General features: G+C 66.2%; 14 protein-coding genes. 5 read left to right on the plus strand and 9 right to left on the minus strand.

Features of this window, described 5'->3' with window-relative positions:
- Positions 1 to 3: 3 nt before the first annotated feature.
- From pheS to thrS, 5 genes are all read right to left on the minus strand, one after another.
- A complete protein-coding gene (pheS, locus tag J2X70_RS06895) occupies positions 4 to 999 on the minus strand; it encodes a phenylalanine--tRNA ligase subunit alpha (protein WP_032978609.1) in 996 nt (331 codons plus the stop codon).
- A 194-nt stretch (positions 1000 to 1193) separates the two neighbouring features.
- Complete coding sequence (gene rplT / locus J2X70_RS06900; protein ID WP_005410435.1) at positions 1194 to 1553, minus strand: 50S ribosomal protein L20; 360 nt, start codon at positions 1551 to 1553, stop codon at positions 1194 to 1196.
- 10 nt (positions 1554 to 1563) lie between these two features.
- Positions 1564 to 1761 (minus strand): 50S ribosomal protein L35, encoded by a 198-nt coding sequence (rpmI, locus tag J2X70_RS06905; protein WP_002811096.1) that lies wholly within the window; start codon positions 1759 to 1761, stop codon positions 1564 to 1566.
- A 273-nt stretch (positions 1762 to 2034) separates the two neighbouring features.
- Positions 2035 to 2577 carry a translation initiation factor IF-3 gene (gene infC, locus J2X70_RS06910; RefSeq protein ID WP_025876259.1) on the minus strand — a complete coding sequence of 181 codons (543 nt, stop codon included), beginning with the start codon at positions 2575 to 2577 and terminating at the stop codon, positions 2035 to 2037.
- 49 nt (positions 2578 to 2626) lie between these two features.
- Positions 2627 to 4528 carry a threonine--tRNA ligase gene (gene thrS / locus J2X70_RS06915; protein ID WP_025876257.1) on the minus strand — a complete coding sequence of 634 codons (1902 nt, stop codon included), beginning with the start codon at positions 4526 to 4528 and terminating at the stop codon, positions 2627 to 2629.
- A 419-nt stretch (positions 4529 to 4947) separates the two neighbouring features.
- Between thrS and J2X70_RS06920 the strand changes: the two genes are divergently transcribed.
- The 3 genes from J2X70_RS06920 to J2X70_RS06930 are packed head-to-tail and all read left to right on the plus strand — an operon-like array spanning position 4948 to position 7077.
- Complete coding sequence (locus J2X70_RS06920; RefSeq protein ID WP_025876254.1) at positions 4948 to 5244, plus strand: hypothetical protein; 297 nt, start codon at positions 4948 to 4950, stop codon at positions 5242 to 5244.
- Entirely contained in the window at positions 5244 to 5507 is a 264-nt protein-coding gene (locus tag J2X70_RS06925; protein ID WP_025876252.1) for a hypothetical protein, read from the plus strand. Before J2X70_RS06920 ends, J2X70_RS06925 begins: the two co-directional genes overlap by 1 nt.
- Positions 5508 to 5517: 10 nt before the next feature.
- Entirely contained in the window at positions 5518 to 7077 is a 1560-nt protein-coding gene (locus J2X70_RS06930) for a PepSY-associated TM helix domain-containing protein (RefSeq protein ID WP_105164419.1), read from the plus strand.
- Positions 7078 to 7102: 25 nt separating this feature from the next.
- Here J2X70_RS06930 and J2X70_RS06935 read toward each other — a convergent pair whose 3' ends face one another.
- Both J2X70_RS06935 and J2X70_RS06940 read right to left on the minus strand, forming a co-directional pair.
- Complete coding sequence (locus J2X70_RS06935; RefSeq protein ID WP_343122494.1) at positions 7103 to 7492, minus strand: VOC family protein; 390 nt, start codon at positions 7490 to 7492, stop codon at positions 7103 to 7105.
- A 106-nt stretch (positions 7493 to 7598) separates the two neighbouring features.
- Positions 7599 to 8789 carry a glycoside hydrolase family 18 protein gene (locus J2X70_RS06940; protein ID WP_309909575.1) on the minus strand — a complete coding sequence of 397 codons (1191 nt, stop codon included), beginning with the start codon at positions 8787 to 8789 and terminating at the stop codon, positions 7599 to 7601.
- A gap of 205 nt (positions 8790 to 8994) precedes the next feature.
- Here J2X70_RS06940 and J2X70_RS06945 point away from each other — a divergent pair, with 205 nt between their 5' ends.
- Positions 8995 to 9978, plus strand: coding sequence for a hypothetical protein (locus J2X70_RS06945; RefSeq protein ID WP_309909577.1), 984 nt, complete (start codon positions 8995 to 8997; stop codon positions 9976 to 9978).
- Between the two features lie 114 nt (positions 9979 to 10092).
- Entirely contained in the window at positions 10093 to 11157 is a 1065-nt protein-coding gene (locus J2X70_RS06950) for a serine hydrolase (protein WP_309909578.1), read from the plus strand.
- On the opposite strand, the gene J2X70_RS06955 is transcribed toward J2X70_RS06950, so the two are convergent.
- Together J2X70_RS06955 and pnp are read right to left on the minus strand one after the other, a co-directional pair.
- Positions 11126 to 12691: a tetratricopeptide repeat protein gene (locus J2X70_RS06955; protein ID WP_309909580.1), complete on the minus strand. Its 1566-nt coding sequence runs from the start codon at positions 12689 to 12691 to the stop codon at positions 11126 to 11128. The genes J2X70_RS06950 and J2X70_RS06955 overlap by 32 nt on opposite strands.
- A gap of 133 nt (positions 12692 to 12824) precedes the next feature.
- Positions 12825 to 14933 carry a polyribonucleotide nucleotidyltransferase gene (gene pnp / locus J2X70_RS06960; protein ID WP_025876239.1) on the minus strand — a complete coding sequence of 703 codons (2109 nt, stop codon included), beginning with the start codon at positions 14931 to 14933 and terminating at the stop codon, positions 12825 to 12827.
- Positions 14934 to 14990 lie beyond the last annotated feature (57 nt).

Below are 14990 nucleotides of genomic sequence, written 5' to 3' on the forward strand. Positions count from 1 at the left end.
GCGTTACGCGAACTGCTTGAGGAAGCGCACGTCATTTTCGAAGAACGCGCGCAGGTCGTTGACGCCGTAGCGCAGCATCGCGAAACGCTCCACGCCCATGCCGAAGGCAAAGCCGGTGTAGCGTTCCGGATCGATGCCGACGTTGCGCAGCACGTTCGGATGCACCATGCCGCAGCCGAGCACTTCCAGCCAGCGGGTGCTGCCATCGGGCTGCTGCCAGGCGATGTCCACTTCCGCGCCGGGTTCAACAAACGGGAAGTAGCTGGGGCGGAAGCGCATCTCGAAATCACGCTCGAAGAACGCGCGCACGAACTCGGACAACGTGCCCTTCAGGTCGGCGAAGGTCGAATGCTCGTCGACCAGCAGGCCTTCGACCTGGTGGAACATCGGCGAATGGGTCTGGTCGCTGTCGCTGCGGTAGACCTTGCCGGCGGCGATCATGCGCAGCGGCGGCTGGTGTTCGCCCATGTAGCGCACCTGCACACCGGAGGTATGCGTGCGCAGCAGCCGGCCGTCACCGAAGTAGAAGGTGTCATGCATGGCGCGCGCCGGATGGTGCGGCGGGAAGTTCAGCGCCTCGAAGTTGTGCCAGTCGTCCTCGATCTCCGGCCCTTCGGACAACTCGTAGCCCAGCCGGCCGAAGATGCCGGTGATGCGCTCGAGGGTGCGTGTGATCGGGTGCAGGCCGGCGCGTTCGCCACTGCGGCCCGGCAGCGTGATGTCGATCGCCTCGGCAGCCAGCCGCGCATCGAGCGCAGCATCTTCCAGCACCGCCTTGCGCTCGCCCAGCGCGCTGCTCAGCGCGTCGCGGGCCTGGTTGATGGCCTCACCGGCCGCCTTGCGCTCGTCGGCCGGCAGCGCACCGAGCTGCTTGAGCTGCGAGGTGATGCTGCCGCTCTTGCCAAGCAGGGCCACGCGCAGCTGCTCCAGCGCGTCCGGGCTCTGCGCGGCGGCCACATCGGCCAGCGCCTGGGAAGTGAGGGATTGGATGTCGCTCATGGGTAGCCGGAACTCCAGTCGGTCTGCCATCGCGATGCGCGAAGGGCCGCGCCGTCGCAACCGCTTGCCGGTCGCCCGCCATCTACACGGCTGCGCCCGGCACAAAAAAGAATGGGGAAGGACTTGCGCCCTTCCCCATGCATTGCCTCTACCTGACACCGTTCTCCGTGAACGGCAACGGCATCGGGAAGGACTTATGCCGCCAGTGCGCCCTTGGCCTTTTCGGCCAGTGCAGCAAAGCCAGCTGCGTCGTGCACGGCGATGTCAGCCAGAACCTTGCGGTCCAGGGTGATGCCAGCCTTCAGCAGGCCGTTCATGAAACGGCTGTAGCTCAGGCCGTTGATGCGGGCAGCCGCGTTGATGCGGGTGATCCACAGCGAACGGAAGTTGCGCTTCTTCTGCTTACGGCCGATGTAGGCGTACTGCTGTGCCTTGATGACCGCCTGCTTGGCGACGCGGAAGACCTTGCGACGGGCGTTGTAGTAGCCCTTCGCCAGATCAAGGATTTTCTTGTGGCGGCGACGCGCCTGTACGCCACGCTTTACTCGTGCCATGTATCAGTCCTCAGAGGTAGGGAAGCATGCGGTCCAGACGGCCTGCGTCTTCTGCGCGGACGTGATTCGTCTGACGCAGGTTACGCTTACGCTTGGTCGCTTTCTTCGTGAGGATGTGGCTACGGTTGGCGTGGCCGCACTTGTACTTGCCCGAGGCGGTCTTGCGGAAACGCTTGGCCGCTGCCCGGTTGGTCTTGATCTTGGGCATTGCAATGTCCTTGATGGGATATGACCCTGGTTTCTGACTGATCTGGCGGCGGCCTGGGCCGCTCTTTCCGTCCTGCCATGATCGGCGTACGACCCGTCCTGGGTGGGTCGAGCCGGGCATGATACAGGCAAATCCGCCCTGTAACCAGCCCCCACACCGTTTTCACACCGAGACCGGCCCTGCCCGCCCCGGAAAAGCAAAAGGACGCCAGCGGCGTCCCTTCACCTTCATCCATTCAGCCGCCAGGCGCCCCGCGAGGCAGCCCGTCAGGCGTCAGGTCTTCTTCTTCGGCGCGATCATCATCACCATCTGACGCCCTTCCAGGCGCGGACGGGATTCGATGACGATGTCTTCGCCCAGATCGGCTTCGATCCGGCCAGCCATCTCGCGGCCCAGTTCCTGGTGGCTCATTTCACGGCCACGGAAACGGATGTTGACCTTGATCTTGTCGCCTTCTTCAAGGAAACCGCGCATCTTGCGCAGCTTGATCTGGTAGTCGCCCTCGTCCGTGACCGGACGGAACTTCACTTCCTTGATCTCGACCTGCTTGGTCTTCTTCTTGGCCTCGCTGGCCTTCTTCTGGGCTTCGAACTTGAACTTGCCGAAGTCCATGATCTTGCACACCGGCGGGTCGGCCTGCGGCTGGATCTCGACCAGGTCCAGGCCTTCATCTTCGGCCATGGACAACGCTTCGTCTCGCGTCAACACGCCGATCATTTCTCCGTCACTGCCGATCACGCGGACGCGCGGCACACGGATTTCCTGATTCTTGCGGTTCTGTTTGTTGTCAGGGGTACTGATATTGCGATCTCCCAAGGGTGTCGAACCCGGCCCGGGCGCCAATGCGCACGGGCCGGACCTTTGTTTACGCGCCCTCGGCCTGGAGCCGCTCGGTGAAAGCCTGGAGGCTCATGCTGCCGAGATCTTCGCCAGAACGCGTACGCACCGCCACAGCGCCGTTTTCCTTCTCGCGGTCACCAATGACCAGCAGGTACGGCACGCGCTGCAGCGTGTGCTCGCGAATCTTATAGCCGATCTTCTCGTTACGCAAATCGGCGCTGACGCGGAAGCCTTGATCCGCAAGGCTTTTGGTCACCGCAGAGACGTATTCAGCCTGCGCATCGGTGATATTGGCCACTACCACCTGGGTCGGCGCCAGCCAGGCCGGGAACTGGCCGGCATGGTGCTCGATCAGGATGCCCAGGAAACGCTCCATCGAGCCGACGATGGCCCGGTGCAGCATCACCGGATGCTTCTTCTGGCTGTTTTCGTCCACGTATTCAGCGCCCAGACGGCCGGGCATCATGAAATCGACCTGCATGGTGCCCAGCTGCCAGGTGCGGCCGATGGCGTCCTTCAGGTGGTACTCGATCTTCGGGCCGTAGAAGGCGCCCTCGCCCGGCAGCTCCTGCCATTCCACCCCGCAGCTGGACAGCGCCGAGCGCAGCGCGCCCTCTGCCTTGTCCCAGGTGGCGTCATCGCCCAGGCGCGATTCGGGGCGCAGCGCGATCTTGACCTGGATCTCCTCGAAGCCGAAGTGCTGGTACACCGCCAGCGCCTGCTGGTGGAACGCGGTCACTTCCGCCTCGACCTGGTCTTCGGTGCAGAACACGTGACCGTCGTCCTGGGTGAAGCCACGCACGCGCAGGATGCCGTGCAGCGCGCCGGAGGGCTCGTTGCGGTGGCAGGCGCCAAACTCACCGTAGCGGATCGGCAGATCGCGGTAGCTGTGCAGCCCCTGGTTGAACACCTGCACGTGGCCGGGGCAGTTCATCGGCTTGAGCGCGTAGGTACGCTTCTCCGACTCGGTGAAGAACATCGCGTCCTGGTAGTTGTCCCAGTGGCCCGATTTCTGCCACAGCGACACGTCCAGGATCTGCGGGCAGCGCACTTCGCCGTAGCCGGTGCTGCGGTACACCTTGCGCATGTACTGCTCGACCACCTGCCACAGCGCCCAGCCCTTCGGGTGCCAGAACACCAGGCCCGGGGCCTCTTCCTGCAGGTGGAACAGGTCCTGCTGCTTGCCGATGCGACGGTGGTCGCGCATCTCCGCTTCTTCGATGCGCTTGATGTACGCATCGAGCTGCTTCTTGTCGGCCCAGGCGGTGCCGTAGACGCGCTGCAGCTGCTCGTTCTGCGCGTCGCCGCGCCAATAGGCGCCGGAAATGCGGGTCAGCTTGAAGGCCTTCAGGAAGCGCGTGTTCGGCACGTGCGGACCACGGCACATGTCCACGTATTCCTGGTGGTAGTACATGCCCATCGCCTGGATGTCAGGCGACATGTCCTCGATCAGGCGCAGCTTGTAGTCCTCGCCACGGGCCTTGAAGATCTCGATGACTTCCGCGCGCGGCGTCACTTTCTTGATGACGTCGTAGTCCTGCGCGATCAGCTCGCCCATGCGCTTTTCGATCGCCGCCATGTCTTCGGGGGTGAACGGGCGCTCGGAGTAGATGTCGTAGTAGAAGCCCTCGGCGATCACCGGGCCGATCACCATCTTCACGTCCGGATAGAGCTGCTTGACCGCGTGGCCGACCAGGTGGGCGCTGGAGTGGCGGATGATCTCCACGCCCTCCTCGTCCTTGGCGGTGATGATGCGCAGGGACGCATCGTGGTCGATGACGTCACTGGCATCGACCAGCACGCCATCCACCGAACCGGCGATGGTGGCCTTGGCCAGGCCGGCGCCGATCGACTGGGCGACGTCCATGACGCTGACGGGGTTTTCGAATTCGCGGCGGCTGCCGTCGGGAAGGGTAATCGTGATCATTGCAATGGCTTCATGCGGGGCCCGCCGTAGCGGGCTGGAAAGCGCTCCCGGGCTGTCGTCCGGGCAATAAAAAAGCGCCGCGAGGGCGCCTGGAATGCAGGGCCTTCGGGGCAGGTCAACAGTGGGCGGTGGTAGTGCTCATGTCGCACGCTCGGCCGGCGCAGTGCGCGGGCCACCTTGGTTCCAGGATGTGGTTGCCCGTGATCTTAAACCAGCGGCGGACAAAGCCCAAGCGGTGCCTGAATGGCGCTGGCTGGCGGCGTGAAAACGCAATGATTACCATGTCCGCGCAGCCCGCCCCGTGCCGGCCTGCCCGCTTCCCCCCAGGATCCTGCAATGCGCCACCCGCCCCGACCGGCGCCTGCCGGTCCCGCCCGTGCCCCGCGTTCACCGGCCATATGCCGGGCCCGGAGCCCCCGATGATCACCGTTGGCCTGTCGACCCTGGGCTTCTGCAGCCTCGGCATGCTGTCGGCGATGTTCTCCGCGCTGGCCTTCTATGCCGCCTCCCCGCACTGCCGCTGGCCACGCCTGCGCCGTGCCGGGCGCCTGGGCCGGCAGATCGGCCTGGTCGCTGCAGTCGCTGCGCTGTGGCTGTGGATGGCCGAACTGGGCTTTGCCGCCGGCCTGGTGGCGATGCTGTGCACCTGGATGCTGGCCGCCATGCTGCTGCCGGCACTGGCCGCGTGGCACCGCCCCGATGTGGAGCCGCGCTGATGTGGTCGCGCGCACTGGCCGGCATCTTCGCCGGCTTCTTCCTTGCCGCTGCGGCGACCGGCCTGGTCGCATGGCTGCCGCCGGGCCCCTGGCAGAAGGCCCTGGTGCCGAGCCTGATCGCGTTCGTCCCGTTGTGGATGCTGGCCGCGCTGTGGGCCTTCAGTTTCCGCAGCCCGTTGCGCGCCTGGCTGACCCTGGCCGGTTGCGCGGCCCTGGGCTTCGCCGTACTCGGCCTGCTGCGCCTGGCCGGCGCAGTGCAATGAGATCGACCGCATGAAATTCAGTTCACAGACCCTGCGCACGTTCACCACCCTGCACACCTGGGTCGGCCTGGTCGCCGGCTTCGGGCTGTTCGTGGCGTTCTATGCCGGCGCACTGACCCTGTTCCACCATGACCTCCCGCTGTGGCAGACGCCTGGCGCGGCAACCGCATTGCCGGCCGGCCTGGATGACGCCCAGTACCTGCTCGACGACGTGCTGGCCACGCATGCGGAAGCGCGTCGCCACGTCGGCATGACCTTCCCGGGCGCCGATCATCCGCAGCCGCTGGCCTACTGGCAGGCCGAAGACGGCAGCTGGCGCTATGCATGGCCAGGACAGACCGGCGGCAGTCCGACGCCACCGCAGACCGGGCTGGCCGAGCTGGTCAACGAACTGCATTACAGCCTGGGCCTGCCGGTGGCCGGGATCTACGTGATGGGCATCGTCAGCCTGCTGTACGGCATGGCCCTGCTCAGCGGGCTGGTGATCCACCTGCCCAAGCTGCTGGGCGATCTGTTCGCGCTGCGCCCGGGCCGCAATCTCAAGCAGCAGTGGCAGGACGCGCACAACGTGATCGGCGTGCTCAGCCTGCCGTTCCACCTGATGTTCGCGGTGACCGGCGCCCTGCTCTGCCTGGTGTTCATGCAGATGGCGGTACTCGATCCCCTGATCTACGACGGCAAGGCGCTGCAGGCGGTACCGACGGCGATGGATACCGCGCCGCTGCGCGAAGCCAGTGGCATCCCTGCCGCACCGGGCAGCCTGCGCGAACTGCACGCGCGGGCGCTGGAAGTGGCCCGCGCGCAGGGCGTGGCCAACTTCGAACCGGCCTACCTGAAACTGGCCAATGGCGGTGATGCCAACGCGACCATCGAAATCACCGGCGAGGCCAGCGGTACGCTTGGCCCGCTCGGCGCTGTCGCGCTGGATGTCGAAAGCGGCCGCGTGCTGGCCAGCCAGCTGCCTGGCCAGCGCGATGCCAATCACGCCACGCTCAGTGCCGCCTACGCCCTGCATTTCGGCGAGTTCGGCAACGGCGTGGTGGTCTGGCTGTACTTCCTGCTGGGCCTCGGCGGCGCCTTCCTGTTCTATTCGGGCAACCTGCTGTGGATCGAGTCGCGTCGCAAGCGCCGTCAGCCGCAGCAGTCGCGCGCGGCCGTCAACATGGCGCGGGCCACGGTGGGCGTCTGCATCGGCCTGTGCGTGGCGATCTCGGTGACCTTCGTGGCCGCGCTGGTGCTGGAGCGGGCAGCGCCTGCCCAGGTCGATCACGGCATCCGCTGGGCCTGCTTCGTGACCTGGGCGGCTTGTGCGCTGTGGGCAGCCCTGCGCCGCCCGGCACAGGCGGCGCGCGAACTGCTGTGGGCTGCGGCGATCAGCACCGCGCTGGTGCCGCTGGCGCACGGCGCCCTCAACGGTGACTGGCTGTGGTTGGCCGCCGCACGCGGCCACTGGCCGTTGTTCTGGATCGATGCGATGGCACTGGCGATGGCGTTTGGCTTTGCGCGCTTGGCGTATGCGAGCCAGCGGCGGGCCCGCAACGGTGACCCCAACAGCGTGTGGGCGAACTGACCAAGCCCGCTCGCAGCACGCGGGTTTACATGGCTTCCACGTAGCGGGCCACTTCGATCAGGTTCCCATCCGGATCACGGAAGTACACCGACTCGATCGGCCCAAGCGCTCCGGTACGCGGCACCGGTCCTTCTTCAATCGTCACCTGCTGGGCCTGCAGGTGGGCCAGCACCGCCTGTACGCCCAGCGGGGTGATCAGGCACAGATCGGCGCTGCCACGGGTCGGCAGCAGCGCGTGGGGCTGCAACGGCGCGCTGGCCGGGTGCAGGTTGATCTTCTGCTGGCCGAACTGCAGGGCGACGCGGCCGGCGCCGAAGCGCACGACCTGCATGCCCAGCACGCGCTGGTAGAAGTCGCAGCTGCGCTCGATGTCGGCAACGGTAAGCACCAGATGGTCCAGGCGGTCGATGATGATCATGCACGCAGCTTAGCGCTGCGTACATGGCGCCGATGTGCGGTTTCAGGCCACAGCGTTTGCCCGTCACCGCCGTACCAGCCCCGGTCCGGAGATGTCGAACCGGTCAGTCGCCGACGCGGGCCTTCTGCCACGGAGCGAGCATGGCGTTGAGCAGGCTGGCCTGCTCATCGTCACCGGTCAGCTCCCACATGAAGACACCGGCCAGGCCCTGCTCGCGCGCGAACTGCGCACGCAGGCCGATGGAGCGCGGATCCTCGTAACTGATGAAGATCTTCTGCGCCGGGTTGTACAGCCACGGGCTCTGCGCCTGCGGCTGCCAATGCTTCGTCCAACCCGGCTGGTCGAGATAGCGCGCCTTGATCACCCGCCAGTCACCGGCGTCGGCCGGCGCGCTGTAGGCCTGGTACAGGCCGTCCGCCGACTCGCCGGTGACCTTGAAGCCGCGCCCGTAGAAGGGCACGCCCAGCACCAGCTTGCCCGCCGGCACGCCATGCTCGCGGTAGTACTGCACGGCACCGGCCACGTTGTTCCAGCGCCGCAGTTCCGGCGCCAGCGGGTCGGCAGGCACTTCATGCAGCGGTGCATTGAACGTCGATACCGACGAGAAGCCGGTGCCCATGTCGTAGCTCATCAGGTTGATGAAATCGAACACCTTGGCCAACGCGGGCAGATCGTAGCTGGCGGCGGGGTCGTATGGTCCATCGGTCTGCAGACGGCCAGCGGCCAGCGCGGCGGTCAGCAGCATCGGCTGCCCCGCCTTTCTGCCGCGGGCATCCAGCGCCAGCCGGAAGGCCTGCGCAAGCTTGGTCAGGTTGGCACGGTCCTGCGGGCGGTGCGCCAGTTCCTTCGGGCCACCGCTGACGGGGAACTCCCAGTCGATGTCCACGCCATCGAAGCTGCCGGCATGGCGCTCGAAGAACAACGCCATGCACGAATCGACCAGGCGCCTGCGGCTGGTCTCGGTCAGCGCCGCATCGGAGAATCCGCCCGCGCCCCAGCCCCCGATCGAAATCAACGTGCGCAGATGCGGATGCCTGCGCTTGAGCTCGGCCAATGCGGCGAAGTTGGCTGGCGCCTCGGCACCGATCGCACAGCGTCCGTCCTCGATGGTGGAAAACGCATAGAACAGATGGGTGAGTCGTTCGGCCGGGATGCTCGATACCGGATAGCGCTCGGCGGAGCCGCCGGGATAGTACGCACCGAAGATCGGCGGTTGCGCCGGTTGCGCCTGCGCGGCAATGGGCAGGGCGCCGGCGATCAGCACTGCAAGTACGGCCAAGGTCTGGCGGAACATGGAAACTCCCGGGTCGAAGGCGCCGCCACGTTAGCAAACAGATCGGCCCGTGGTGCGGATGTCCGTGCATGTCGTCCGCTGGACAGTGGCGTGCCGCTGGAAGCTGACACGGTCGTGGCTGCACAACGTCGAAAGCACTTCGCTGCAGGACAACACACGACCTGCCTGAGCTAAGGTGGCGCTGGATCTTCACTGGCACACGGACATGACCGCAGACCACGACGCAGACGGCGAACTGCTGGACGACGAAACCCTCGAAAAGCTGCAGGCGCTGGAGGCCCGCGCCTATGCGGCCTTTGATGCGGGCGACCTGGCTGACGCAGCAATGCTGTTCGGCCAGCTCGTCGAATGGACACCCGACATCCCCCACCTGCACTACATGCGCGGGCTGGCACACAAGTACCTGCGCGAGTGGGCGTTGTCGCTGCAGGACAATCTCCGCTCCGAGCAGCTGCGCGATGAAGTCGATGAGGCGACCGCGTGGAATGCGGGAATTGCCGCCACCGGCGCCGGCGACTGGGCCGAGGCGCGCCGGCAATGGACCCGCTGCGGCATCACCCTCCCCGAGGGCGAAGGCCCGATCAACGGCAATTTCGGTGTTGCCTGTGTTCGCCTGAATCCGTGGTCCGGCGGCGAGACCGTGTACATGCGCCGGCTCGATCCGGTACGCGCGCGGCTGGAAAACGTGCCGCTTGCGGAGAGCGGGTTCCGCTTCGGCGACATCGTGCTGCACGACGGCGCCTCCACCGGGCGCCGGACCTACGGCGAGCGCGAAGTACCGGTGTTCAATGCCATGCAGCGCCTGCAGCAGTCGGACATGGCGACCTACGCCGTGTTCGTGCAATGCGGTTCGCCGGACGACATCGCCGCGCTGCGCGCAATGACGTTGCCCGGCATCGGCCTGGTCGAAGACTGGACCCATTCGGTACGTCACCTGTGCCTGCGCTGCAGCTATGGGGCACCGCACCAGCACGATGACGACAGCCGCGAGGATGACGACGGCTGGGTGCGCGAGCGCAATCTCGGTATTGCCGCACAGGGCCGCGCTGCGGTCGAAAAACTGATGTCAGCCTGGGCTGCGGCAGGCACCGGGCGCACGCTCGATGCGATCGAACACCGTGAGCACCCGCAGCAGGGTCCGCAGCCGGGCCAGGTGTGGTGGCTGGGTCACGAACAAGCGGACGAATGACGGCAGGGCGCTGCAGGCCTTGCGGCACAAGGCTTTCAGAATTCTTCAGGCGTCCTTCCAGCACTTCAGCCAACCCTCTGGCCGAATCGGCACTCCTTTCGATGGAGTCCGATCATGCGTTCGCCCCTGCCTGTGTCCACCCTGCTGCTGTGCCTGTACGCCCTCCCCTGCATCGCAGGCCCTGCCCACCCTGATCCCGGCCGCATGCGCGCGCTGGAGCAGGCCATTGCCAGCGATGAGCTGAAACAGATCCGCAGCGTGCTGCTGCAGGTTGATGGACAGGTCGTGTACGAGGGCTATTTCAACGGTGCCGATGCGCAGACCCTGCACGACGTGCGCTCGGCCAGCAAAAGCGTGACCGCCCTGCTGGTCGGCGCAGCGATCGGCGACGGCCGGCTGCCGGGCGTTCGCGCGAAGGTGTACGACTACTTCCCGGCCTTCGTCGCCCACCACGACGTGGCCCCCCGCCTGCGTGGCACCACGGTGGAGGACCTGTTGGCGATGAGCACGCTGTGGGAGTGCGACGACGAGAACCCGTTCTCGGCCGGCCACGAGGAGCGCATGTACGTCGGCGAGCGCTGGCTCGATTTTGCCCTGGCGCTGCCGGTGAAGGGCTTCGCGCCCTGGATGGCGCGCCCGGAGGACAGTCCTCACGGTCGCGCGTTTGCCTACTGCACCGCCAACTCCTTCGTGCTCGGCGCGGTACTGGAACGTGCGACCGGACAACCGCTGGCCAATTACGCAGCCCATGCACTGGAACGACCACTGGGCATCACCCACAGCCAGTGGAACCGTTCCCCGGAGGGCATCGGCATGGGCGGAGGCGGCACACGCTACCGCAGCCGGGACCTGGCCCGCCTTGGCCAGCTCGTGCTTGATGGCGGTCGTTGGCAGGGGCGCCAGCTGGTTCCACGCGACTACGTCGCCGCGATGCTGTCACCGCAGGCAACGGCCGGCGACGGCAGCGATTACGGCTATCAATGGTGGGGCCTGAAACTGACTGTCGGTGGCCAGCCACAGACCGTATGGGCGATGTCCGGCAACGGCGGCAACTACGTGTTCCTGCTGCCGCAACAGCGCGCTGTCGCGGTGGTGACCAGCCAGGCCTACAACCGCAGCATCGCTCACCCGCAGTCGCGCCGCATTCTCACCGAATTCCTGCTGCCGGCGCTGCGCTGAGGTCGGCCAGCCCGGCGGGACGCCAGTCGGCCGCCAGCACCTGCGCACGCTGGCGGCCGATATCGGCATCGATGCGCGCCAGCAGCGGCGCCCAGCCGGGCGCTTCGTGCAGAGACGCAAACAGCGGCGTGGAGCGCAACCACGCCGCATCGCGGAAGCCATCATCGACCGCCTGTTGCAGCGCGGTGACGGCAGCCTCCGGGTCGCCTTGCGCCTGCAGCAGCAGGGCCCGCTCAAGCGCGGCATCGGACCACCCGTCGCCGCGCTGCGCCTGCAACATTGCAAGACGCGACGCCACCCACTCCGGCGATGCCGCGGGCTGCGCGTACAAGGCCGCCAGCGATTGACCGAGCGATTGCTGTGGACGCAGCTGCCGCCCGCGCTCGAAGGCATCGGCAGCACCGGCGTGATCGCCCGCCAGCAGCGCCAGTTCGCCCTGCAGCCGCAGCAACTGCGGATGTGGCGTGCCGCGTGCCAGCGCCTCGGTCAACGCCTGCCTCGCCCGGCCCGGGTCACCTGCCGCGAACAGACTGCGCGGCCAGGCGATGTTGGCGAAGACGTTGTCCGGATACAGCTGGAAATTACGCGCGTGGCGCTGCGCGGCCGCGTGAGTGAAACCGAGCAGCTCCAGTTCGCGCGCCACCTGCACATCACGGAAGCGCAGGCGCTCGGGCGCCGTCAATGCAAGATTGGCACGCAGGGCCAGGGCAAGGTGGCCGCGCTCCTGGTGCAGGTAGGCGAGCGAGGCACGGGTGCGCTCGTCGTCCGGATCCAGCGCGATCGCCCGCTCGTATTGGGAAATGGCCTGCGGCATCTGCCCGAGGCAGTCGTAGGCATAACCTCGAAGCGCGTACACAGCACCCTCCTGCGGCGCGAGTTCACGTTCGATGTTGGCCAGCGCCAGCCCTTCCCGGACCTGCTCGGGCGATCCATTGAACAGACAGCCCTGCGCGGACAACGCTCGTGACAGGCCGCGGCGCGCCGGACTGGAATCAGGGTCCACCTGCAATGCCTGCCGGTACAGGGCGATGGCGCGCTCGTTGTTGCTGGCCTGGCCGATGCTGGCGTAATAGTCGGCGCGCTGCAGCAACGGCAGCGGGCCACCGGCCGCCGGCGTGCGCGGCCAGAACGAGGCGGCAGCGGCAAGAACGACGACACCGGCACCTGCAAGCCATGGCCATTTCTTCCGGTGCGCGGTAATGGGCACCGCCGCTGCCGGCGGTGCGATGGTCGGCACTGCACACAACTGATAGCCGCGCCCGCGTACCGAACGGATGTAGCGCGGGCGTCGGCTGTCATCACCCAGCGCCTGCCGCAACAGCTTGACCCGCTGGCTGATCGCATCCTCCCCAACCACTGCAGGTGCCCACACCTGTGCAGCCAGCGTGTCGAAGTCGACAACGTCGTTGCCGTGTGCCAGCAGCACGTCGAACAGGCGCCAGCTCAGCCCCTGGATCGGCAGCACGTCGCCGGCGCGGCTGACCCGCTGCGCGGGGCGGTCGATCTGCAGGTCAAGCAGGCGCAGGGTGTCCATGGGTGAAGCATAGCGCCGCGGTACGACGCCGGCAGCGCCGGACGACAGGCAAAGAAAAAGCGGGCCGAAGCCCGCTTTTTCATTCTGGCGTGTCAACCAAGGGTGACACCTACCGTCATCGACCTGCGGTCGATTACTCGGCGGTGGCGCCTTCGCCTTCCTCGACGGCCTTCATCGACAGGCGGATACGGCCCTGCTTGTCGACTTCCAGCACCTTGACCTTGACCACATCGCCTTCCTTCAGCACGTCGCCGACCTTCTCGACGCGGTCGCTGGAGATCTGCGACACGTGGACCAGGCCGTCCTTGCCCGGCAGGATGGTGACGAACGCACCGAAGTCCATGATCTTGGCGACCTTGCCTTCGTAGATGCGGCCCGGCTCGACGTCCGAGGTGATCTGCTCGATGCGGGCCTTGGCGGCCTGGGCAGCGATGGCATTGACCGAAGCGATGACGATGGTGCCGTCATCCTGGATGTCGATCTGGGTGCCGGTTTCCTTGGTGATGGCCTGGATGGTCGAACCACCCTTGCCGATCACTTCGCGGATCTTGTCCGGGTGGATCTTGATGGTCAGCAGGCGCGGCGCGTAGTCCGACAGCTCCTCACGCGGGGCGGTCAGGCCGTGGGCCATTTCGCCCAGGATGTGCAGACGGCCAGCCTTAGCCTGCTGCAGAGCCTGCTTCATGATCTCTTCGGTGATGCCTTCGATCTTGATGTCCATCTGCAGGGCGGAGATGCCCTCAGCGGTACCGGCAACCTTGAAGTCCATGTCGCCCAGGTGATCTTCGTCACCCAGGATGTCGGACAGGACGACGAAGCGATCGCCTTCCTTGACCAGGCCCATGGCGATACCCGCCACCGGAGCCTTCACCGGCACGCCGGCGTCCATCAGGGCCAGCGACGAGCCGCAGACCGACGCCATCGACGAGGAACCGTTCGACTCGGTGATTTCCGAGACGACGCGGATGGTGTACGGGAAGGATTCCAGCGACGGCATCACTGCCAGCACGCCGCGCTTGGCCAGACGGCCGTGGCCGATCTCGCGACGCTTCGGGCCCATCATGCGGCCGGTTTCACCCACCGAGTAGGGGGGGAAGTTGTAATGGAACAGGAAGTTCTCTTTGTACTCACCGGAGACGGCATCGATGACCTGGCCATCACGGGCGGTGCCCAGGGTGATGGTCACGATGGCCTGCGTTTCACCGCGGGTGAACAGCGAGGAACCGTGGGTACGCGGCAGGATGCCGGTCTTCACTGCGATCGGGCGGACGGTGTCCAGCGCACGGCCGTCAATGCGGACCTTGGTGTCCAGCACCGAGTTGCGCATGGTGCTGTATTCCAGCTCGCCGAATTCCTTCGACAGCTCGGCCGGGTTCCAGCCTTCAGCGGCAACGCGGCCGGCCAGCGACTCGACCACGTCCTTCTTGATCGCCGAGATGGCGTCGCGGCGCTGCAGCTTGTCGCGCACCTGGAAGGCCTCGCCCAGACGCGGGCCGATGGCTTCCTGCAGGGCGCTGATCAGCACGTCGTTCTTGGCCGGGGCGACCCAGGTCGACGGCTTGGTGCCGGCTTCCACGGTCAGTTCGTTGATCGCGTTGATGACCTTCTGCATTTCGCGGTGACCGAAGGTCACGGCGCCCAGCATCACGTCTTCGGACAGCAGCGCGGCTTCGGATTCCACCATCAGCACAGCGTTGGCGGTACCGGCAACGACCAGCTCCAGCTCCGAATCCTTCAGTTCGGTCACGGTCGGGTTGAGGATGTACTCACCGTTCTTGTAACCCACCTTGGCGGCGGCGATCGGACCCTTGAACGGGGTGCCGGCCAGCGACAGCGCAGCCGAGGCACCGATCAGGGCCGGGATGTCACCGTCGATGTCCGGGTTCAGCGACATCACGGTGGCGATGATCTGGACTTCGTTCTTGTAATCTTCCGGGAACAGCGGACGGATCGGACGATCGATCAGACGCGAGATCAGGGTTTCCTTCTCGGTCGCGCGGCCTTCGCGCTTGAAGAAGCCACCCGGGATACGGCCACCGGCGTAGAACTTCTCCTGGTAGTCACAGGTCAGGGGGAAGAAGTCCTGGCCCTCACGCGCGCTCTTGGCGGCAACGGCGGAGACCAGCAGCACGGTGTCGTCGAACTTGACGATGACGGCGCCACCGGCCTGGCGGGCGATTTCGCCGGTCTCAAGCGTGACGGTGTGCTTGCCGTACTGGAAGGTTTTGGTGATTTTTGCCACGGAGGGTGTCCTTGGGGATGCTGTCTGCGAATGGACCGTGGGCGACCCTTGCCGCCA

The sequence above is a fragment of the Stenotrophomonas sp. 1337 genome, from assembly GCF_031455455.1.
In the GTDB taxonomy this organism is placed as follows: domain Bacteria; phylum Pseudomonadota; class Gammaproteobacteria; order Xanthomonadales; family Xanthomonadaceae; genus Stenotrophomonas; species Stenotrophomonas indicatrix.